Source organism: Kribbella sp. NPDC003505 (assembly GCF_040610875.1).
Classification (GTDB): Bacteria; Actinomycetota; Actinomycetes; order Propionibacteriales; family Kribbellaceae; genus Kribbella.
In genome coordinates, this window is sequence record NZ_JBEXNA010000003.1 from 600,089 (window position 1) to 622,141 (window position 22,053).

A 22,053-nucleotide genomic window follows, 5' to 3' on the forward strand; every position below is an offset into this window, starting at 1 on the left:
CGTCGTGTTCGGGCCGGCGGTCACTTCGTCGCCGACGCGGCCGTCTCCATCTCGTGCAGTTCCTTGGCGTCGGCGGCGTCGAGCAGTCCGATGCCGACCAGGTCGAGCGGGCTGATGAATCCGTCGGCCAGCCGGAAGCCGCCGGCTCGCGCGACCGCGTCGCGCAGCGGGACGGCCCAGTGGTGCTCGATCAGCAGCAGTGCGGCGGCGGAGTCGTTCGGGATGTCCTCGAGAACGTCCCATTCCTCCTCGTTGAAGACCTGCATCCCGTCGGCGGCGGCCTCGGCCCCCAACTCGGCGCCCTCCTCCATGCCTTCCTCACCTTCGATGCCGAGGCCGATCAGGGCGCCGATCTTCGTGCCCAGCTCGACGGCCTCGTCCAGGGTGAGGTTGCTCAGATGGGCGACCTCGATCTCGCCGTCAGCGTCCTTGTGGACGGCCAGCGCGTCGATCACCTTGATGGTGTCGCTGTCGCGCAACCGTTCGAGTTCGTCGATGATCTCTCCGTGAAAGTTCGGGTGGTTGAACCCGAGAACGATCAACTGCACCGGTCCGATGGCCATACCCGTTCCCCCTTCCGTGCCGGGCGACCGCTCCTCAGCCAGCCCGCAACCATCCTCGTCGCCGCTCCCTCCAGCGGCATCACCCGCAGCGGATAGCTCGGCAGGTCGGCTGCGCCACCATTCGCGCCTACCTGAGGGGCTGCAAGTCGTGCGAGCCGGACTCGCTGGACAGCTTGATGGGCTTCCCGGCGCCGTTCCCCACGGTCGTGTCGCCTGCGTCCCGCAGATACTGCGCTCTGAATTCCCGGGGGCTCATGCCGTAGCGCTGACGGAATGCGGCACTCAGGACGCTGTTGGAGGAGAAGCCGCAGCTCTGGGCGAGCTCGCCGATGACGATGTGAACGGGGCTGCGCAGGCGTTCGTGCACGAGCGCGAGTCGTTCTTCCCGGATCAGTTCCCGGGGCGTCGTACCTGCCTGCTGCATGGCCAGCTGAACCTGCCGCAGCGACCAGCCCAGGGCACGGGCCACCGTGGCGCCGGTCAGGTCCGGATCGGTGGCGTGCTCTCGTACGTAGCGTCTGATCATCGCTGCGACCTCACCGAGGCCGCCCTCGGTGTCCGGTCGGTCGTCACCGACGGCGAGCATGCACAGCAGGTCGACCAGCCGATCGCAGACCGCATCGAATTCGGCTGCCGACAGGTGCGCCCGCTGAGCGAACAGGTCACCCAGCATGCCCACCAGGACCCGGCCCAGGCCGCGGTCGGTATCGAGAATCCGGGCTGCCGACCGGCGCGCCCCGGGGCGCAGGCGGTGGTCCATCTCCGCCCCGGGGATCGTCAGCAGCGCGATGTCGGCGTGGTCGAGCTTCGCTTCGAACGGCGAAGTCGACGACGCCAGGAACGCCGCACCTCTGCCGACCCGAAACTCCTGGCCGTCCTGGCTGACCAGCAGTTGACCGCGGATCGTCACCATGAGCGTGCGGATGTCGTGCGGATCCTCGGACGCCATCGCGGCAGTCCGATGTCCCTGCGCACAGTCGGCCGACGCCCGGCCGAGGGTGTAGGCGACCGTGCCGATGCGAAGCAGCCGGCCCCGGAAGGTCCCTGGCGAACAGGTCGGATCCACCCGGTATCGGGTTGCCGCGCTGATGACGCTCATCCAGTACTCGACACGTTCCGGTGGTCTGACGTCGTCCGTCGACCACGAGTCGATCGAACAGGACGAACCCGGGGTACCACGCCTGCAGATCGCGGTTGACATAGGGGCCTCACTTGTCCGGCGCATAGAGCCTTGGGCGGTTACTTCTCACGGCTCGTCGATCGACGGTGGGCGCTCAGTCGAGTGCGTCGATGGCCTTCTTCGCGGCCGGGTGCAACGGCACTGGATCGGTCATTGCCGCGTTGTTGAGCTCTATTCCCTTGGCCGCGGGATTGACCTGGACGAGCGCTTCTTTGTTCTGGAGGAGGAGGCTGGTGAGTTTCTCGGCCAGGTCGTCGGACATGTCCTTACGCACCAGCAGCAGGTTCGGCACGATGATCGTCCGGGTGTCGGCCGGCTGCTTGTACGCCGCGGCCGGGATCACACCCGCGGTGTACACCTTGCCGTGCTCCTTCTGCAGGGCGGGCAGCACGTCGTCGAGCGGGATGAAGCGGACCTTGGCGCCCATCGACGTGGTGAGGTCGGTGATGCCGCTGGTGGGCAGTCCGCCGGACCACACCAAGGCGTCGATCTGTCCGCTCTTCATCGCGTCCACCGACTCGGGCAGGCCGAGCCGCTGGGCCGTGACGTCTTTGACCGGGTCGACGCCGGCGGCGGTGAGCAGGCGGCGCGCGATCACCTCGGTGCCGGAGTTCGGCGAACCGGTGGAGATTCGCTTGCCCTTCAGATCGGCCATCTTCGTGATGCCGGACGCCGCCCGCACGACGACCTGGGTGTAGTTCGAGTACAGCCGGGTCAGCGCGACGACGTCCTGCGGCGCGGTGAAGCTGTTCTTGCCCTGGACCGCGTCGGCGGCGGTGTCGGCCAGGGAGAAGGCGATGTCGTAGTTCCCGGCGGTCAGTCCTTGGATGTTCTGCACGGAGGCGCCGGTCTCGCTGGCGGTGGCGCGGTAACCGTCGAGGTTGTCCGAGATCAGAGAGGCCAGGGCACCGCCGAGTTGGTAGTAGACGCCGGTGGTGTTACCGGTGGCGATGGTGAGGCGACCACCTCCCGCGCTGTCACCGGACTCGGGCTTTCGTTGCCCGCCGCAGGCGGTCATCGAGACCGTCAACGCGAGTGCGACCACCAGAGTGGACAAAGAACGGATTCTCATGTGGGTAACGGCCCTTCCGTGGTGTTCCGCAGGCGTTGACGCCGTGCGAGGTTGACGACGACGGCGACCCCGAGCAGCCCCAGGCCGACGCCGATCGTGGTGGGTGCGAGATACAGCAACAGCAACGCGGCAGGAAAACAGAGGACACGCTCCAGCCAGCCGGTCCGGACGGCGATCCATCCGCCGGTGACCACCGCCAGTGCGCCGACAGCGAGCGCTGAGACCACCAGCGTCCACGCCGCACCTCCCAGACCCTCGAGGCCCAGCAGGTTGGCCCCGTTCGGCGTCAGCACGAACGCGAAGGGCACCAGGAACGCAGGCAGCGTGTACTTCCACGCCTGCCACATTGTCGGGATCGCCCGTCCGCCGGTGATCGCCGCTGTCGCGACGGCAGCGAGCGCGGTGGGCGGCGAGACCTCCGACAGGACGGCGTAGTAGAAGATGAACATGTACGCCTCGGCCGGCGCCACGCCGAGCTGGAACAGGGCGGGCGCGATCACCACGGCGGCGATGATGAACGATGCAGTGACGGGCACCGCCAACCCGAGCACCATGACCGCGAACGCTGACAGCGTGACGGTCAGGATCAGCACCACGGTGTGGTTCTCGGAGAGCGCGGAGGCCGCGGACACGATGATCTCGGCCAGGTTCAAGCCGAGCCCGGTCTGGGTGACGACGGCGACGATGATGCCGGCTACGGCACAGGTCGCCACGACGGGTAGGACCGAGCGGGTGCCCTGCGCGAGCGCCAGGCCGAGCCGGCGTGGCGTCAACCGGTGCTCACGGTCCAGGAACGACAGCCCGATCTGCAGCAACGTCGCGTAGACGACGGCCTTGAACGGCGGAATGTCCATCGCCATGAAGCCGATGATCAGGAACAGCGACACGAAGTGGTATCCGAACCGCAGCAGCAGCCGGCGCGCCGACCGGGCCGACGGCTCGGCCGCGTCCGTGCCGTGTCGCCGGGCGTCCATCTCGATCGCCAGCAAGATGCCGAGGTAATACAGAACGGTCGGGACCGTCGCGTAGCCGAGGACCACGAGATAGCTGACCTGGAGATACTCGGCGATGATGAACGCCGCCGCGCCGAGCGTGGGCGGCGACAGGATCGCCCCGATGCCGGCCGCTGCCAGCATGCCGCCCGCCGGCTCGGGCGGATATCCCGCGCGGCGCAGGATCGGCCAGGCGACCGTGCCCAGCGACACCGCCGTCGCCGTACCGGAACCCGACACCGTGCCGAGCAGGAAACCCGCCAGTGTGACGGTCCGCCCAGGCGCCGTGCGGCTGCGTTTGAACGCCGCGAACGACACGTCGATGAAGAACTTTCCCGCACCCGAGGCGTCCAATACAGCGCCGTAGATCGTAAACAGGACGATATAACTCGCGGCCACCGCCAACGGCGTCCCGTAAAAACCCGCCGTACCCATGAACAACTGCGCCACGATCGCCGAGAAGTCGAATCCCTGATGCGCCAAGGACCACGTGTACGGCAAATAGCCGCCGTAATAGGCGTATCCGATGAACAACAGGCTCACCACCGGCAGAACCCAGCCCGTCGTCCGCCGGCAGGCCTCCAGCGCCAGGACCAGCAGCAACGATCCCGCCAGCAGATCGAGCTGGGTAGGAGCTTGCCGCCGCTCCAGGAACGCGTCGAAGTCCAGCAGCGGATACAGCGAGACCACCAGCGCGAGCGACGCCAGGACCCAGTCCGCCACCGGTGGGTCGTCGCGGCGCCGATCTCCGCGGAACGGGTTCAGGAACGCCGGCACACGCCAACCGCGGTAACACAGCAGCGCACCTGGCAACACCGCAGCAAGAAACAGCATCAGGTAGAACTGTGTCCCTGCCGGAATCGGAAAGAACACCTGCACCAGAACGCCGACACTGACCAACGCGCAGCACACCGAAATAGCGCGGTCCAGGGCCGGACTCAGCCTCCGCGCGGGCCTTTCCTGCTCGAAAGCAGCCAATTCCTCCGCACTCGGTCCGGTGCTGACCGAATCGACAGTTACAGTCACCGGCACGTCCCCCCGATCCCGAAACCGGTCGATATAGCGCTGGTTATCATAAGGGGCCTTCCTGTGAATGATCTGCCGCAAACAATCCTCAGTTCGCAGCTATCTCACAACCCCCACCGCCGCATCCTTACCTCGCCTTAAGAACAATCCCTGGACAACACTGTCCGGAGGCCAGACGGATGCCGGCACCGGAACGCAGAGAGTTCTCCTCACCGGCGGGGCGGTTCCCGCCGGTGAGGAGAACTCAGGTTCAGCTGTCGATGAGGTCCTGGGAGTCTCGGCTCAGCAGATGCTGAAGATGTTGTGTCCCCAGGCCTTCCACGAGACCACGCACTTCGTCTTCTGCTTGGGCTTGTCGTTGCGATGTGGAGAGCGGGTGTCGCCGCCGAGCATGTCGTAGAGGAGCCACAGGCCGAGGCCTCGCCTGAAGGCCCTTCCATCGGCTTTGAACTCGCCCTTGACCTTGCCGAGTTGCCCCCGCGGGGTGACGCCGCCCTTCTTCCAGATCTCGCCGACCCGGTAGAGGGTCCAGGTTCCACGGGCGTAGACGTACCACTTGACGGCGTGCCACTGGCCACCGTCGGACTCCCCCTTCGCGAGCGCAGAGCCGAGGACGGCGCAGGTGTTCGCCGGGGTGCCCCGGATGAAGCGGCAGACCGCGAAGCCGGCGCCGGCTACCTTCACCTGCGCCCAGGCCTCGCCGCCGAGGATGGAGTTCCCGGCCTTCTTGGGCCGGTGTTTCGCCTTGCGGTGTTCCTTCTTCTTGGGCTTCTTGGCAGCCTTCTTGGCCTTCTTCTTCTTGAGCTTGGCTGCCTTCTCGCGCGCCTTCTTGGCCGCGGCCTTCTTGGCGGCCCGCTTGGCTGCCGCGATCTTCTCCTTCTTCTTCTTCGCGAGGTAGCGCTGGTAGTCGCAGCCATCGCAGTAGTGGTGCGAGGCGGCACTCTTGGTGGCCTTCTTGTGCTTCTTGGCCTTCTTCTTTTTCTTGGGCGCGTGGTTGTACCCGCCACAGCCGTCGCAGTAGTGGCCGCCGGGCAGGACGCGCCATTGGCCGTCGGGGTCGCTGGCCGTGATCGGGGTGTTGTCGGCGTACGCGTAGCCGTTGAGCTGTTGCGGGTTGTCGAAGTCGGCGACCGGGTCGGTGGAGATGAAGCGTCCGCGCGCAGAGTCGTACTCGCGGGCGCCGAGATGGGTGAGTCCGGTGGCGTCGTCGACGCCGTCGACGTAGCCGTGTTCGTCGGGCCAGGTCGCGGGTTTGGTGCCGCGGTCAACGCCGAACGGCGTGAACCGCCGCTGCACCTGGGTGAGGTCGGTGGCGTTGACCGACAGGGTGTTGGTGCCGTTGTGGTCGGCGACGGTGAAGGAGAGACCCGACGCGTTCCGGACTGCGCTGGCGCCGCCGAGGTCGTAGTAGCGCGTGGTTGTCACCGTGCCGGTGGGGCTGAGATGGAGTTCGGAGTTGTCGAGGTAGAGGGTGGTGCCGGCGCTGTCGCGTGCGATGAGCCGCTCGCCGTCGGCGTCGTACACGTAGCTGGTGGCCTGGCCGTTCTCGGTGAGAGTGGCCAGATTGCCTTCGGCGTCCCAGGCCAGGGTCTGGGCCTTCCCGGCGACGTTGCGGGCGGTGGTGTTGCCCGCGGCATCGTAAGTGAAGCTGTCGGTCCGGGTGCCGCTGGCGACGCCGGACAGCGCGTGCGGCCGGGGTCCTCCGGCCGCCGGGTAGGTGTAGTTGGAAGTGGTGGCAGCGCCGGTGATCGGGTCGTGGTTGGTCTCGGTGAGCCGGTTGCCGGTCTTGTCGTAGGTCCAGCCCTGCCAGTACGCCGCGGGTCCGGCCAGTGCGCCGGCGCTGGGCTGGGTGGTGCAGTCGGCAGCAGGGGTCCATGCCTCAGTGAGTCGGCGCAGGTAGTCGTAGCTGAAGCATTGGACATCACTTGCGCCGTCTTGCGGTGTGTCGGCGATCTTGGTGATGTTGCCGGCCGGGTCGTAGGTGTACTTCACGTCCGCCAGGTGTGCGGGGGCCGTGGAGCGGTCGACCAGGACGCGGTCCAGGTTCCTGGTCGCGTCGTCGTAGAACGCGGTGTGGACAAGCTGCTTGCCGGCCGCCGCGGACAGGGTCGACTGGGCAACTTCGTCGTACGGGGTGTACGTCGCCGCGGTCAGCATCGTGCCGAGACCGCTGCTCGCGGTCTGCAACCGGCCGGTCGCGTCGTAGCCGTACCGCAGCGTCTCCGCCGCGAGCCCGCCCGCTGCCGGGTAGGACAGCAGTGACGGCAGCCCGGTGGCGGTGTAGCCGGTGTTGGACTTGTACGACCCGGCCAACGCGCCCTCGGACGCGGGAATCGTGACCGTGGTGGTCAGCGGCCGGTACCGGATGTCGTAGGCGTCGACCGACTTGGTGTAGGCGTTGCCGTTCACGAAGCGGGTCGAGGTCGCGAGCATGCCCTTGACGCTGGTGCCCGAGACGAGTGTGTCGTAGGTCCACTGAGCACGCTTGGTGCCGGAGGTCGACCCGTCGTACATGCCGGTACGGCGTCCCAGGCCGTCGTACGTATAAGCGAGGGTGGTTCCGCGCGCGTCGGTGCTGGTGAGCATCTGGCCCGCGTTGTCGTAGGTGAAAGTGCTCGTCCCGGTGTCGGGGTCTTCACGTTGGGTCACCCGGCCGCGTAGGTCGTAGCTGGTGTCCCAGGTATTGCCGGCCGGGTCGGTCGTGGCGACCACGTCGCCGCGGTTGTTGTAGGTGTACGTAGTCGCGTCGTAGGAACCGGTCGGCGAGCCGCCGGTGTACTGGCGCAGCTCGACCACCGCGTCGTCGGCATCGGTGATGGACGTGGTGGCCGTGTCGCCGTCCGGAGGGTCCACGCTGATCCGGTCTCCGCCGTACGTGGTGGTGGTGCGCCACTTCTCGAACCCGTGCGAGCGGAAGATCTCCACCGTCTCGCGTTCGGCGCCGTCGTAGACGGTCACGTCCTGACCGGGCACGGCCGCGTCAGTCACCCCGGTGAGCAGCGTCGTACCGGCGGTGCCGTTGTTCCAGTACGAGCCGTTGGACTTCACCTCCAGGCCGCGTGAATCGTAGAACGTGTCGGTCACGACCCGGCCGCCGTCGGCCGCGGGGTCCTGGGTCTGCCGTTCGCGCAGCTGCCCGTCGAACAGGTCGTAGCTGGCCTCGTACGTGCCGTCGTCGCGGACCTCCTCGGTGGTGATCACCGACGGCGCGTCCTGGCGGATCAGGTACGAGTACTTGGTGTTCGGGGTCTTCCCGGCCGCCTTCGACCGGTCCGGCAGCCAGACCGCCGTGATCCGGCCGAGCGGGTCCCGCGCCGTGTCGGTACGCCGCCCGTTCTGGTCGACCTCGGCAACCGACTCGCCGAACGCAGGCTCGACGGTCGTCGTGGTCACATGCCCGACCGGGTTGGTCACGGTGATATCGGTGACGGCCGCGCCACTGGCCGGGGTGTAGGTGGCCGACGACTTGCGGTCCAGCTGGTCGTAGGTCTCGATCGGCCGGCCGTAGGTGTCGTAGACCGTGCGTCCCTCCTGGGTGTAGATCGGTGTGGTGCCCGAGTAGGAGGCGAGTTCCTTGCTGAGGGTCTCGTTGCCCTTGGTCGGCGCCGCGCCCAGGGTGGTAGATCCGTCGTAGTAGGTCAGGTCGTCCGACACCGCGTCCGCCGGGTACGACGGCGTGGCGGTGCAGGCCACGGACACGGTCTGCTCGCGGGCCTCGAAGTCGATCAGGTACGACGAGGTGTTGCGTGCGTACGTGGTGCGGGTGCACTCCTCGTCGCCGGTCTTGGCGGTGTCGCCGAGGTCGTTCTCCTCGATCTCGAGTCCGTAGGAGTCGTAGGTGGTGCGGGTCTCGGTGTTGCGCCATCCACCGGACGACAGCGCCTCGCGGGATCGTTCGGCGGCTTCGTTGACCATGTAGGCCTTGATCGTGCCGTTGCGGGTGACCTGGGTGGCGGTGGGGGAGGAGAGCAACGGGTCGGTGATCGTGCCCTCCAGCACGCTGCCGCCTGCCTCGGTGTAGGTGAGGGACTCGCGCTGGAACCCGGCCAGCGCGGGGTGATCGGTGATCGTGCCGCCGAGGGAGTCGGTGACGGTCACCGTGCGGGTGCCGCCGTTCGCGAGCTTGTCGCCGTCCATCCCGCGCAGGTACAGGTTCTCCTCCTGGGAGCGGGTCTCGCCGGGGTTGCCGTGGAGCTCCCGGACCTGGCCGTAGCCGCGCCACTGTCCCCACGTGCGGTACTTCAGCGGCGTCAGCTCGTTGTCGTCGTAGTGCCACGCGCCGCCGCCGACGTACTCGTAGTCGGTGCGTTCGATCCCGGCCACGCCGGACTGGTCGTCCTCGAGCACCGTCACCGGCACGTACTTGTGGAACCAGTCCCGCGTCAACGACTCCGAGCCGTCGGCCTGCCAGTACTGCGGAAAACACCGCTTGGTGTTCTGGTCCGGAGCCGGCAACGAGTCCGCCGTACACTCCGCTGCCGAGTAGTTCACGTGGGTGTGCCCGCCGGCCTCGTCGTACACGTCGGTCAACCGCCACTTGTACATCGGCGGGATCCCCTCCGCGGCGTCCACCCGGTTGGCCAGCTGCACGCCCTGGAACGCCACCGAAGGAAGCGACGCGGTCCCGCCGACCTTGCCGGTCGCGGTGATCGACGCCAGCCACAACGCCGGTGATGTTCCGTCACCGGGGTCACGGAACTCGTAGCCCAACGCCCACGACATCGCGTCCCGGTAGGTCGTCCCGGACACCCACAGCTGGGTCGTCACCGTCGCCAACCGCTTGCGCGTCCAGAACGTCGGTGAATACAACCCGGTGCACGACTTACCCGCCGAACAGTTCTGGTCGTACGGCACGTCCGGCCAGTTCGCGGCGTTGGCCGACGTGATGTCGCCGGTGCCGCAGGTCGCACCCGCCGCGCAGCGCTCGTCCACCGTGAACGACACCCGCATCGGAGCCGGCGCCGAATACATCGACGTGGACCGCTGGCCGTAGTCGATCCGCTTCAAGTACCCGCCGCGCACGTACTGGGTGCCGGCGGTCGCGGTCAGGTTCCGGCCGTAGTAGTTCGTCTCGCTGCCGTAGAAGTACGACATCGCGTTGCCGTTCGGGTCGACCACGTAGTCCAGGTTCCAGCGCCACGCCTGCGTGCAGTACGACGCCGCGAACGACGCACCATGGCACGGCTCGCCCGCGTCGTTGCCGAACACCGGCGCCGTCCAGACCGATCCGGTCTCCTCGTTCCCCGCGGCCCACCCCGGCAGCCGATTCAGCCCGAAGTAGTACTGCGTGCCGTCCAGCGACGTCAGCCGCCAGTGCTCGCCATCGTTGTCGCCGTTCACTCCACCGGTCAACCGCTCCAGCCGCGAGCCGTCGTCGTCCCGCAGTTTCCAGGTTCCGGTCGCGTCGTCACGGACCAGTTCGGACGCGGTCCCACCCAGCACCAGGTACGCGTTGTCGGTCTCCCAGCACAGGTCCTGCGGCTTCGGTGTCGTCGAAATCTCGTCCGAGCACGACGTGTACCGGCGCTCGACGAACCCCTCGTCCAGGCCCCAGCCTTCTCCGACCCACGACGACTGGTTGTTCGTCGACGCCACCCGGCCGTCGATGTCACCCGACGAATAGCCCAGATCCAGATCCGGTTCCGGGCCGCCGAAACCGTCCGGACTGTCCATTGAGTAGCCCCACGAGAACGCACCTGACGAGCCGCCCGCGTTCCACGACGCCGACGCGGACAACGCGGTCGGCTTGTAGCTGCCCGCGCTGCCCGCCGGCGCCGACGTCAACGCCAGCACCGTCGCCGCACTCGACGCGGCGACCTCGGTGGCGATCCGGCTGTCGCCGGTGACACTGGACTTCAGCACCTGCCCGTCCGAGCACCCGGACTTGTCCGGTGTGGTCAGCGCACACGCCGGCAGCCGCACCAGCCGCAGCCGGCTTGCCCAGTCACCGCCGTACGCCGAACGGAAGGCCGAGTAGTCCACCTCGACCTTCACCTGGCCACTGCTCGCAACCCGGTCGGTGCGACCGACGCTGAACAGCATTCCCGAAGCGCCCACCTTCTCGGCGGCCGAACGGTCGTGGACCTGAACGCGGACCCGGTTCACGGGCGTCGACGCAGCGGCCTGGACCTGCCCTGCGCCGACCCGAACCGGCAACCGGCCGGCCTGCGTAGTGGTGCCGTCGCGGGGGAGCGACACCTCCGCCGCACCCGGCTCCGGTCGACTCACCTGTGGAGGTTGATGCAGCACGGACGCTGCCTTCGGATCGGCCGGACGCGACCTCGGCGCGGAATCGTGCCCAGGTACCGAGAACTCGGTCTGCGCCGCGGGCCGCCACGCAGTCGACGTAGCGACGTCGGCCTGCGCGGCGGGTACCTCGACCAGGCAGGTGGCAGCGAGCGCGACGGCCGTGACTATTCCGGTGAACGGCACCAGCATGGCGCCACTCCTTTCATCGAGCGGGGCGGAACTCTATGAGCGGGTAGGTCACTGCTGGGACGGCAAGTACAGGTCGGCGATCTGCTGGTCCGAGAGCACACCGGAATACATCTGGACGTCGTCGATGGCGCCGGTGAAGAAGCCACCGAGGCCGGTCGCCGACGTCCACCCCGCTCCGAAGCGCGACGCTCCGGCCGCGTTCCACGCACTGCGGTGATACGTCTCGGCCACGAACTGGCCGCCGACATACAGCCGAAGCGTCTGATCCTTCGCGTCGTACACCCCGGCGACGTGCGTCCACCCGCCGGCCACCGGCTCGTCGAACGGGCCGACCGCCGTGTGGACCTCCGCCACCGCCGAGTCCGCGACCGGCATCGCCATTGACCAGCGGTAACCGCCGTACATGTCGTCCCAGGCGTATCCGAGGCTGAAGCCGCTCACCTGCGAGCCGTCCTGGCTGATCACGACTTCGTTCTTGCCGACCGCGGACGGCTTCACCCAGGCGGCGACTGTGAAGCTCCCGTCGGTGCGGACCGCGGGCCCTGACGCCGTCAACACGCCGGTAGTGCCGTTCAGCTGCACCGCATTGCCGGTCTTCCCAGCCACGCGTGACACACCGGTGGCCGACCAACTGGCCGGATGCGCCCCGTCGGTATCCCCGGCCGTCGTGCCGGAGCTCTCGTCCATCAGCCACTGACCGTCGCGCCGGGCCACCTGCTGGATCTCGCCCGGCAGCAGCACCCGGTTGTAGACCTGCAGCTGGTCCACATCGCCCGGCCAGTACTCGCCGTAGACGCCGTTGACCTTCGACCGCCCGATCTGGAACGCGCCGGTCGCGCTCCACGGCGCGGTGTACGCCGTGGTGGCCTCGAGAACACCATTGACGTAGAGCCGGATCTGGGCGTTCGGCGCGTCGTACACCCCGGTCAGGTGGACCCACCTGCCGTCCGCCGCGGGCACCGTGGTGGAGATCGCCCGGATGTACGTCGGCGAGGCGACGTCGGCCGAGGTGCGGTTGAAGATCCACCGCCGGTACGAGCTCGAGTAGTACAACGTGAAGGCGCCGGCCTGGTTCCCGACCTGGGTGGCGATCACCGAGTTGCGCGACGTGTCGGTCAGCCGCACCCAGCCCGAGACGGAGAACGAGTTCAGGGTGTTGACCACCGCCCCGCTCGTCGCCGCGTACCCCGTGCTGCCGTTGAGCGTCAGGGCACCGCCTTGCCTGCCGTCGCCCCAGGACGCGCCGCCACCCAGGGAGGCGCCGTGGCCGCCCGGTGCGGAGTCGACCGCCACCGTGCCGTCACCGGTCTCGTCCAGCCCCCAGTCGGCGACCGGGCCGGGCGCCGGGCCCGCGTAGAACACCGCTGTCACCACCGCGGAACGGTTGCCCCCGGCATCGACAGAGCGGACGTGCACCCAGTTCACGTACCGATCCGGCACGACCGAGACCGTCGCCTCACCGCCCGGCGCCGACGGCGTCGCGGTCAGGTTCAGCGCGGTCGAGGTCCCGTTCAGGGCGTACTCGTACCTGACGACGTCGGACTCCCCGTTCGCGCCGAAGGTCACCGGCAGGCTCGTCCCCATCACCGCGTCGCCGGCCCCGTTGTCCGGGAACCCCGACGACGCCGCCGTCGGCGCCTCAGGAACGGTGGCGTCCACGGCGAACTCACACCACGGACTCCAGGCGCTGACGTCGATGCCGTCCTCGGCCCGCACCCGCCACTTGCCGACCGCACCGTTGCCGAAGGCGCCCGACGGAACAGTGGTCGCCACGACCGTCGGCGTCGCACCCGCGACGGTCGGCGAGACGTACTCCCCGACAGGGGCCGAACCGTCGACCGTCCACCACTCGAAGTGCGCCTGGACCGAGTTGTCGGCGTCCTGGAGAGTCGCTCGAAGCGTCGGCGTCACCGTGGACACGACGAGCCGATCGGCGCCCGTCACACACGACGCCGAGCCTTCGGTGGTGAGGTTGGCCGGGTTGTCGGGAATCGTGTTGTAGTCGATGGTGATGCTCGGGTTGTTGGCGAACTTCTTCCACGAGTACGCATCGTTGTGGCTCTCCGCCCACGTCGACGCCCGAAGTCCCTGCGTGACGTTGGACCAACCGTTGGCCGCGGCGTTGGTGACCTGACTGGTCACGTTGAACTCCACCCCGCCGGCCGGGCAACTGGACGACGAGAAGCCCTTCGCGAAGCTCTTCTTCTCCATCTGGTACGCCCAGGTCGGCTGGTTCTTCCAGGTCGTCGCCGAGGAGATCGGGTTGGTCGCCCACACCTGCACCTCGCGCACCGTGCAGGACCACGACCAGTTCGCGGACGTCTGCAGCGTGGCCTTGAGGATGTGCTTGTACTGCACGCCGCTGGTGTCGAACTGGAAGAACGAGCGGGTGCGCTTGTTGTCCGTGCTGTCGTAGCCCACCCGGGCGACCTTCTCCGAAGTGCCGAGGTTCGCTCCGTTGTAGAACGACGTGGTCGGGTAGTTGCTCCACACCTGGGTCCAGGCCTGCTTGATGCCGGACCACGACGGGTCGATGTAGACCGGGAACCGGGTGGTCTTGGCGGTCAGCAACGCCCGATCCGGCACCAGTGACAGCTGATCCCCGGCCACCCGGGCGCCGACTGCCGTGACCCGGCCACCGGGCTGTACGGCGGACCCGTGACCGGAGGAATCCCACATGTACGGCGCGGGTCCGCTGAACACGACCTCGCCGGCCGGATCCGTCGCGGTCAGACCGGCCGCCGTGGCATGAACCGTCAAACCCTTGGCTGTCAGGCGGTACGGCAGCGATCCGAGCGCCGGGTTCGCCGCGGCCGCCGCGTCCTTGACCACCAGGATCTGCGACAGACCGGCAGTCGAGGCGGTCAGGACGAGGTCGACACCGGGGAAGGCCTCCCGGTAGGTCGCGGTGTCGCCGGCCAACACCGGCTGGGGCAGACTGCCCGGCCAGCCGACGGCCAGCTCGCGGCCGTCCCGGCGAAGGCGCACCAGAGGCGTATCGCCGCCCCCGGAGAACGCCAGATCGAGCGGGCCGGCGACCGGCGCTACCGTTCCGTCCGCTCTGGCCCGCAACGTCATGTCCACCGGCACCCACCCGGACGACCCGCGGACCCGTACCGGCAACGCCGACTCGTGCCGGGTGTACGAACCGTCCGGATTGGCGAACACCTGCCCTGTCTCGGTGGTCAGCGTGCCGACCTCGACCTGGCGCCCGGTCCTCGCGGCGACCTCCCGTGCCTGTGCTTCGCCCAACACCGTCGAGGCTTCAGCCGGCGTCGAGGCGATGACGACCAGCAGACTTGCGAGGAGGGCGAGCACACTGCTCATCGCCACCGCCAACCAACCGGCCTTACGTGGGCGTTGAAGAGTACGAGACGGCATGACGGCCTCCACGGGGCGACGAAGGAAGAACTGAGTCCTCCGTGTCAAGGAACACGGTCCGGCACTGTCGCGTCCACGACGTTCCCCACGATCCTGCGCGTAGCGACAACAGACGTGCGCGTGTCGACCGGCACCGGTCCAGAGGTTGTTCTCAAGGCCACGTAAGGATTCGGCGCCCGGGGTTGCGCGGTTCGGCGGTTGTCACGACATTGACGTCGTGCGGATACTGATCGCCGAGGACGACGACAGCGTCGGTGAGGCGCTGGTCGACGTCCTCGGCGCGCATGGTCACCAACCGGATCGGGTCTCCAGGGGCGCCGACGTCCTGCTTCGGCACAGCTCGGCCGATGTCGTGTTGCTGGACCTCGGCCTGCCCGACGGTGACGGGCTGGACGTGCTGCGAAAGCTGCGCCAGGTCAGCGAAGTGCCGCTGGTGGTCGTCACCGCGCGCGGTGACGAGCGGTCGGTGGTGCGCGGCCTGCGGCTCGGGGCGGACGACTATCTGGTGAAGCCCGTGCGGTTGGGCGAGCTGCTGGCTCGGATCGACGTGGTGGTCACCCGTCGCGCCCGGAGCTCACTGCCGGCCGGCGTGGTCGAGGTGGGTGACGTCGTGATCGACCTGACCGCTCGACGAGTCAGGGTCGGCGAGCGGGAGATCGCGCTCACTCCGAAGGAGTTCGACCTGCTCGGGGCGCTGGCACGCCGAGCAGGTGCGGCGGTGAGCCGCGAGGTGATCCTCGACGAGCTGTGGGGCGACGCGTTCCTGGCGAGCTCGCGGGCGCTCGACGTCCATCTGGCCCAGCTACGCGTCAAACTCGGCAGCCCCGGCCTGATCACCACCATCCGCGGCTTCGGATACCGGCTCGGCTCGTGAGAACCCGAGTCCTGATCGTGCTGACGGTCTTCTCGCTCGTCGCAGTTGCCGGGTTGGTTCTGCCGCTGCTCGCGACCACCTCCCAGGCCCGCACGCAGGAGCTGTTGCTCAGCCGCGTCGCAACGCTCGACCGGCTCGCTGCACTGGCCAGGGAAGTGAGGGACGCCGGCGACCTGGCCACCGTGCAGGCAGAAGCAGATCGGATGACCGAGGTGTACGGCGAAGACCTGCTGCTGGTGGGCCCGAGCGGACACCCTCTGATGTCCACCGGCTCGCTGGACCTCAACGATCCGGGTGTGCGAGAGACCCTGGCCTCCGCGTCGCGGAACCTCGCGCAGACGACCCTCGACCCGGTGCGTCCGTGGAGCGAGCGACGGCATCTGCTGGCCCGTCCCGTCGGCACCCCCCATGAGTTGGCCGGCGCCGTCGTGCTGCGCGTCGACGCCGGCCGGGCGATCTCCGGCGTCCGTCGCGACTGGGCGCTGATCGTGACCGGGGCGATCGCCGCCGAGCTGCTCCTCCTCGAGCTGGCGATCCTCCTGACCCGCTGGGTGGTCCGTCCGGTCCGCCGGCTCGAGGAGGCGGTCGTCGGCCTTGCCGAGACGCCGACGACGGGCCCGGCTGTCATGCTGTCCGGCCCGCCCGAGCTGCGCCATCTGACCCGATCGTTCGCGGACATGGCGGCCACGGTGACACGGTCCCTGGAGATGCAGCGCCGGATGGTGGCCGATTCGTCGCACCAGTTGCGGAATCCGCTCGCGGCCGTCCGCCTCCGGCTCGACGCCCTGGCCTCGGAGCTCCGCGATCCGTCCAGCCCGCGGTTCGCCGGCATCCAGCAGGACCTTGATCGGCTCGAGGCGCTGCTCAACGATCTGCTCAGGCTTGCCGAGGCCGAGAGCCGGCGCCCGGATGCTGTGGCCGGTCAGTCGGTGGTGTCCGAGGTGCTGCCCGGTGAAGTGGGAGCGTGGCGCCTGCTCGCTGCCGAGAACGGTGTCGACCTGGCAGCCGAGCTCGCCCTCGTACCGCCGGTGGCGATCAGCGAGACCGACCTACGGCAGATCGTCGGCGCTCTCGTCGACAATGCGATCAAGTACGCCGGCTACGGAGCGCGGGTGATCGTCCGGATCGAGCAGTCCGGCGCGGACGGCGTCCGGCTGAGTGTCATCGACGACGGGCCAGGGCTTCCCCGGGAGCAGCGCGAGTTGGCATTGCAGCGGTTCTGGCGCGCCGATCAGCACCAGTCGCCGCGAGGCAGTGGCCTCGGCCTGGCGATCGTCGACCAGCTGGTGTGCGCCGCCGGCGGGACGCTCACGATCGAGGCGGTGACGCCACACGGCCTGGCGGTTCACGTCGACCTGCGGGCGGCGACATGAATGACGACGCAGGCACTGGGCAGCACATGCTGCGCTTGTCCAGGCGGGTTCTGCTGGCTGCCGGACTGGCGTCGTTCGTCGGTGGTTGCGGCTCTGACCACCCCCTCGTGGACCGGCTGGTCGTAGCCGGCGGTGAGCGTGGCGGGTTCTACCTGGAGTTCGCACAGCTCCTCGCCACCCAGCTGACGGCTGCGAAGGTCGCCCGGGCCGTCGAGGTGCGGTCGACCGAGGGCAGCCTGCAGAACCTCGAGCTCCTGCGTCTCAAGCAAGCGGACTTGGCAATATGCCTCGCCGATGCCACGGCGCAGTCTCGCGAGGTCGTCGCTCTCGGCAGGGTGTACGAGAACTATTTGCAGTGCGTGGTCCGCGCGGCCGGACCGGTCCGCAAGTTGCCTGACCTGGTCGGCAAACCGATTTCCGCCGGGCCACCAGGCGCCGGCGCCGCGCTGACCACGAACCGGCTCCTCGTCGCGGCCGGGATGCAGGCCGAGCGTGCCCCCGTGGTCGCCAACCTCCATCTGTCGGACGCCGCTGACGCGCTTGCCGCCGGACGGATCGACGCGATGTTCTGGTCCGGCGGAGTACCGACCCGTCGGCTGTCGGATCTGTCCGCTCAGGTGCCTATCCGCCTGCTGCCGCTGGATCGCTGGCTGTCCACGCTGCGCACGGCGTACGGCGTGGTCTACCAGCGGGCGCAGATCCCGGCCGGCACCTACAGCGGTGCCGAACAGGTCAGCACGATCGGCGTACCGAACCTGCTGATCTGCCGGCCCGAAGTTCCGCGTGCGGTCGCGTCGAAGATCGTCGACGTGCTCGTCAACCATGCGTCAGGGCTCGTGCCGGCCGCCGCGGTCGGCGCGCACTACCTTGATCCGAACTCACTCATCGGTACCAGCCCGTTGAAGCTCCACCCGGGGGCGGCCGAGCGCTACCGCAGCGTCCACGGCTGAGCTCAGCGTGGTCGGGCGCCCTTCGTGGTCGAGGCGTACGACGATGTGCTCGTCCCATCGTTCGTCGGCGTGCGGGTGGTCGGAACGCCAGTGGCAGCCGCGGCTGTCCTGGCGTGCGGTCGCCGCGACGACGACAGCCCGCGCCACCGTCGCGAGCGGTCCGGCGCCCAGGGAGTCGAGCTCGTCCACGGCGGCGTTCAGACCGGCTCCGTCGCGACGGATCCCGGCGTACCTGCTGAGGATCGCGCGGATCCGCTCCGGTTGCCGATCATCGCCGAGCTTGAGCTCACGGACGCGGCCGACGTCCTTCGCCGGAAGGTCGAGGGTCAGGGCCGTCGCGACGCGCCGCCCGAAGACGAGTCCTTCCAGCAGGCTGTTCGAGGCGAGCCGGTTGGCCCCGTGGACGCCGGTCGCGGCGACCTCGCCGACCGCATACAGGCCCGGTACGTCGGTTGCGCCGTTCCGATCGGTCCGAACGCCGCCGCACAGGAAGTGTTCGGCCGGCGCGACCGGTATCTGCTCGGTCAACAGGTCGACGCCGATGCGTGCGCACGAGGCCAGTACGGTCGGGAACCGCCTCCGGAGGACGTCGGGCGCGACAGCTGTCGCATCCAGCCAGACATGGTCCGATCCGTCGCGGCGCATCGTCGCCTCGATCGCCCGGGCGACGACGTCTCGCGGCGCCAGATCGGCTCGCGGATGCCGTCCGGCCATGATCCGGCGGCCGTGGGCGTCGCGCAGTACGGCGCCTTCACCGCGGACAGCCTCGGTGACCAGGGGCAACTGGCCGCTGGTCTCACCGGTGTGGAGCGCGGTCGGGTGGAACTGGACGAACTCCATGTCCACCAGCGAGGCGCCGGCTCGCAGCGCCAAGGCGATCCCGTCACCGCGCACCGTCGCCGGGTTGGTGCTGGCCAGGTACGCGTTGCCGATACCGCCGGTGGCCAGAACGACGGCGCGCGCCTCGATCTGTTGGAGCTCGGTGCCCGTCTCGACCAGCACACCGACCACGCTTCCGTACTCCGACTGCAGCAGACCGACGGTACGCCCGGGCACCGTCCGGACGCTGCTTCGCTGCAGGGCACTGAGGAGCGCGCGATGAACCTCGGCGCCGGTGGCGTCACCGCCTGCGTGCACGATCCGGGGGCGACCGTGGCCGCCCTCCAGGGTCCTCGACAGCGAGCCGTCGCTGTTGCGGTCGAAGCGGGCCCCCTGGGCGATGAGTTCGGCAAGACGCTGCGGTCCCTCCTCGACCAGAGCACGGACGTTGCGGGGATCGCAGAATCCCGCGCCCGCGACCTCGGTGTCGTACGAGTGGTCGAGCGGATCGTCCTCGCCGTACGCGGCCGAGATGCCGCCCTGTGCCCACGGCGTGCTGCCGTCGCCGGCGCTGAGCAGGACCACTTCGCGGGTCGCCGCGAGGCCGAGGGCGGTTGACAGGCCCGCCACGCCGGAGCCGATGACGACGACATCGGCCACGCGCTTCATCGAGCGCCCGCAGGCTTGCCGATGGCAACCATCCGCTCGACCGAGCGCCGGGCCCGCTCGACGACCTCGGGCGGCAGCTGGATCTCGTCGCGTCCCTCCCGCAGGCACCGCACCAGCAGCTCCGGGGTGATCATCTTCATGAAGCGGCACGAGGCCTTCGGGTTCACCGGCAGGAACGTCGTCCGCCGGTTGACCTTGCGAAGCTGATGGAGCATGCCGATCTCGGTCGCGACCAGAGCCGTCTTGGCGGTCAGGCCGCGAGCGGTGTCCAGCATGCCGGCGGTGGAGAGGATGTGGGTCCGCTCGGCCGGAAGATCACCCACGCCGGCCAGCCAGACGGCCGACGACGCGCAGCCGCACTCGGGGTGTACGAGGACCTCGGCCGCGGGGTCGGCGGCCACCTGAGCGCGCAGGTCGGCCGCGCTGATGCCGGCATGGACGTGACACTCGCCCATCCACACCTCGATGTTGTCCCGGCCGGTCTGTCGCCGGACGTGCGCGCCGAGGAACTGGTCGGGCAGGAACAGGATCGGCCGGTCCGCCGGAATCGAGTTCACCACCTCGACCGCGTTGGACGACGTACAGCAGACGTCCGCCTCGGCCTTCACCGCCGCGCTGGTGTTGACATAGGCGACGACAACGGCGTCGGGGTGCTCGGCCTTCCAGGCCCGGAGCTGGTCGGCGTCGATGGTGTCCGCCAGCGAGCAGCCCGCCTGGGCCGTCGGGATCAGCACGGTCTTGTCCGGGCTGAGAAGTTTGGCGGTTTCGGCCATGAAATGCACGCCGCAGAACACGATCGTCGACGCGTCGGTACTGGCCGCGATGCGCGACAGCGCGAGGGAGTCGCCGACGTGGTCGGCGACGTCCTGGATCGCCGGTTCCTGGTAGTTATGGGCGAGAATCACCGCATCTCGCTCCGCGGCGAGGCGCCGTACCTCGTCCTGCCAGCTGGTGGCCGTGGTCATAACAGGTCCTTCTTTCGGAAGGTTTTCGCTTGATAAGCGATAACTGGGTGTGATGATGCCGCGACGATCCCTGGTTCACCCGTGGTTGCGAGTGACCAGCAGACTGATGTCAAGTGCGGCGGGGGAGTGGGTCAGGGCGCCGACCGAAACGGCATCGATGCCGGTACCGGCGACATCCGCAATGGTGTCCAGGGTGATGTTGCCGGAGGCCTCGAGGCGGGTGGGGGAGCCGGAGGTGTTGCGCCAGTCGACGATCAGGGCCATCTGCTCGATCGTCATGTTGTCCAGCAGGATCCACTCGACCTGGCAGTCCAGCGCTTCGCGGGCCTCCTCGGCAGTGGTCACCTCGACCTCGATGGCCAGGCCGTTGTCTTCGGCGGCCATGCCGTCCCGGACCCGGCGAACGGCCGGGAGGACGCCGCCGGCCGCGGCGAGATGGTTCTCCTTGAGCAGCACCATCGCGGACAGGTCGAGCCGGTGGTTGGTTCCGCCGCCGCAACTGACGGCGTACTTGTCCATCGCCCGGAGGCCGGGTGCTGTCTTCCGGGTGTCGAGGAGCGCGACCGGACGCGCTCCGATCGCGGCGACGAACGCCGACGTGAGCGTTGCGATACCCGACATCCGCTGGGCGAAGTTCAGTGCCACCCGCTCGCCGGTGATGATCGACCGCGCCGCGCCGCTGATCCACGCCAGCGGCTGCCCCGGGACGACAGGATCGCCGTCGGCGACAGCCGTCCGGACCTTCACGCCGGGATCGACTGCGGCATACACCTCCTGTACGGCGGTCAGGCCGGCCACGCGACCGGACTGCTTGGCGATCATCGTCGCTTCGGTCTCCAGTGTCTCCGGGACGCTCCATCGGGTGGTGACATCGTCTGCCGCCCGGTCCTCGGCCAAGGCCGTCAGTACCGCGGTCCGGACCGTCTGCGTTTCCATTGCTGCACCCTCCACGGTGTTTTCGCTTCACAGGCGATAACTAACTGGCACGCTACCATCGGCCTCGTGCCCACAGCCAAGAAAGGTGATCCGGTTAACTTCCCCAGTTACCCGCACGAGGTGCTCGCCGTGGTCCTGTCCGTTCGCGATGGCAGACTGTGCGTGCTGCTGTGGAAACGCGCCCGCAGCCCGTACCGTGGCCGCTGGGCGCTTCCCGGCGGCGGGGTCGAGCCCACACAGCGGCTCCGGGAGGCCATCACCGGGCACCTTGCGACGAAGGTGGACGTTCGCGACGTCGCGCACCTCGAACAGCTGGCTACGCACAGCGCGATCGATCGTGATCCGCGGGCCCGCGTGCTGGCGACGGCCTATCTGGGCCTCGTTCCGTCCGACGTACAGCCGCAGCTTCCGTCCGACACGCAGTGGCACCCGGTCGACGAGCTGCCGCGGACCGCGTTCGATCATCACTACTTCATCGAGGCCGCGGTCGCGCGGCTGCGCGCGAAACTGTCCTACACGAACATCGGCTTCGCGCTGGCTCCGCTGGAGTTCACCATCGCGGAGCTCCGGGACCTGTTCGGGGCCGCACTCGGCTACGAGCTCGGCGCCACCAATCTCACCCGCGTCCTGACCCGCAGACACGTGATCGACCCCACCGACCGCCGAGCCAGCCCCGGCCAGAGCGGCGGCCGCCCCGCAACCGTCTACAAGTTCGCGGCCCGCGAACTGACCGTCACCGACCCGTTCGCAGTACTCCGCCCACCACGCTGACACCGTGCCGCTCTCGCGGACCGTCTGGGGAAGTGCGGGCGACC

The 22,053-nt window shown here is 68.7% G+C and carries 13 protein-coding genes; 4 read left to right on the forward strand and 9 right to left on the reverse strand.

The features are described 5' to 3' along the window. Positions 1–20: 20 nt before the first annotated feature. The 6 genes from ABZX12_RS11870 to ABZX12_RS11895 form a co-directional block, all read right to left on the reverse strand. Positions 21–563, reverse strand: coding sequence for a hypothetical protein (locus ABZX12_RS11870; protein ID WP_355692294.1), 543 nt, complete (start codon positions 561–563; stop codon positions 21–23). A gap of 127 nt (positions 564–690) precedes the next feature. Continuing rightward, the gene (locus ABZX12_RS11875) at positions 691–1,788 is read right to left on the reverse strand and encodes an AraC family transcriptional regulator (RefSeq protein ID WP_355692295.1); all 1,098 of its coding nucleotides are present in this window, start codon (positions 1,786–1,788) and stop codon (positions 691–693) included. A gap of 49 nt (positions 1,789–1,837) precedes the next feature. Further along, complete coding sequence (locus tag ABZX12_RS11880) at positions 1,838–2,800, reverse strand: TAXI family TRAP transporter solute-binding subunit (protein ID WP_355692297.1); 963 nt, start codon at positions 2,798–2,800, stop codon at positions 1,838–1,840. Between the two features lie 11 nt (positions 2,801–2,811). Beyond that, on the reverse strand, positions 2,812–4,914 hold the full coding sequence (locus tag ABZX12_RS11885; RefSeq protein WP_355692299.1) for a TRAP transporter fused permease subunit: 2,103 nt from the start codon (positions 4,912–4,914) through the stop codon (positions 2,812–2,814). A 201-nt stretch (positions 4,915–5,115) separates the two neighbouring features. After that, entirely contained in the window at positions 5,116–11,271 is a 6,156-nt protein-coding gene (locus tag ABZX12_RS11890) for an RHS repeat-associated core domain-containing protein (RefSeq protein WP_355692301.1), read from the reverse strand. A gap of 48 nt (positions 11,272–11,319) precedes the next feature. Continuing rightward, the gene (locus ABZX12_RS11895) at positions 11,320–14,598 is read right to left on the reverse strand and encodes a LamG-like jellyroll fold domain-containing protein (protein WP_355692303.1); all 3,279 of its coding nucleotides are present in this window, start codon (positions 14,596–14,598) and stop codon (positions 11,320–11,322) included. 271 nt (positions 14,599–14,869) lie between these two features. Between ABZX12_RS11895 and ABZX12_RS11900 the strand changes: the two genes are divergently transcribed. The 3 genes from ABZX12_RS11900 to ABZX12_RS11910 are packed head-to-tail and all read left to right on the forward strand — an operon-like array spanning position 14,870 to position 17,849. Beyond that, positions 14,870–15,526, forward strand: a complete 657-nt coding sequence (locus ABZX12_RS11900; protein WP_355692305.1) for a response regulator transcription factor — start codon at positions 14,870–14,872, stop codon at positions 15,524–15,526. Beyond that, entirely contained in the window at positions 15,523–16,899 is a 1,377-nt protein-coding gene (locus tag ABZX12_RS11905) for a HAMP domain-containing sensor histidine kinase (RefSeq protein WP_355692307.1), read from the forward strand. The genes ABZX12_RS11900 and ABZX12_RS11905 overlap by 4 nt, the downstream gene beginning before the upstream one ends. Then, positions 16,896–17,849, forward strand: coding sequence for a TAXI family TRAP transporter solute-binding subunit (locus ABZX12_RS11910; RefSeq protein WP_355692309.1), 954 nt, complete (start codon positions 16,896–16,898; stop codon positions 17,847–17,849). Before ABZX12_RS11905 ends, ABZX12_RS11910 begins: the two co-directional genes overlap by 4 nt. Here the strand turns inward: ABZX12_RS11910 and nadB are convergent. The 3 genes from nadB to nadC form a co-directional block, all read right to left on the reverse strand. Then, positions 17,778–19,337 carry an L-aspartate oxidase gene (gene nadB / locus ABZX12_RS11915; RefSeq protein ID WP_355692310.1) on the reverse strand — a complete coding sequence of 520 codons (1,560 nt, stop codon included), beginning with the start codon at positions 19,335–19,337 and terminating at the stop codon, positions 17,778–17,780. The genes ABZX12_RS11910 and nadB overlap by 72 nt on opposite strands. Beyond that, positions 19,334–20,302, reverse strand: a complete 969-nt coding sequence (nadA, locus tag ABZX12_RS11920) for a quinolinate synthase NadA (RefSeq protein ID WP_355692311.1) — start codon at positions 20,300–20,302, stop codon at positions 19,334–19,336. The genes nadB and nadA overlap by 4 nt, the downstream gene beginning before the upstream one ends. Before the next feature lie 75 nt (positions 20,303–20,377). Then, positions 20,378–21,238 (reverse strand): carboxylating nicotinate-nucleotide diphosphorylase, encoded by an 861-nt coding sequence (gene nadC, locus ABZX12_RS11925; RefSeq protein ID WP_355692313.1) that lies wholly within the window; start codon positions 21,236–21,238, stop codon positions 20,378–20,380. Between the two features lie 66 nt (positions 21,239–21,304). Between nadC and ABZX12_RS11930 the strand changes: the two genes are divergently transcribed. Then, the gene (locus tag ABZX12_RS11930; RefSeq protein ID WP_355692315.1) at positions 21,305–22,009 is read left to right on the forward strand and encodes an NUDIX domain-containing protein; all 705 of its coding nucleotides are present in this window, start codon (positions 21,305–21,307) and stop codon (positions 22,007–22,009) included. Positions 22,010–22,053 lie beyond the last annotated feature (44 nt).

Bases quoted from the DNA above. Each gene is read 5' to 3' on its own strand.
- ABZX12_RS11895 (WP_355692303.1), bottom strand. From the start codon at position 14,598: ATGAGCAGTGTGCTCGCCCTCCTCGCAAGTCTGCTGGTCGTCATCGCC.
- nadC (WP_355692313.1), bottom strand. From the start codon at position 21,238: ATGGAAACGCAGACGGTCCGGACCGCGGTACTGACGGCCTTGGCCGAG.
- ABZX12_RS11875 (WP_355692295.1), bottom strand. From the start codon at position 1,788: ATGCGCCGGACAAGTGAGGCCCCTATGTCAACCGCGATCTGCAGGCGT.
- ABZX12_RS11890 (WP_355692301.1), bottom strand. From the start codon at position 11,271: ATGCTGGTGCCGTTCACCGGAATAGTCACGGCCGTCGCGCTCGCTGCC.
- nadB (WP_355692310.1), bottom strand. From the start codon at position 19,337: ATGAAGCGCGTGGCCGATGTCGTCGTCATCGGCTCCGGCGTGGCGGGC.
- nadA (WP_355692311.1), bottom strand. From the start codon at position 20,302: ATGACCACGGCCACCAGCTGGCAGGACGAGGTACGGCGCCTCGCCGCG.
- ABZX12_RS11870 (WP_355692294.1), bottom strand. From the start codon at position 563: ATGGCCATCGGACCGGTGCAGTTGATCGTTCTCGGGTTCAACCACCCG.
- ABZX12_RS11910 (WP_355692309.1), top strand. From the start codon at position 16,896: ATGAATGACGACGCAGGCACTGGGCAGCACATGCTGCGCTTGTCCAGG.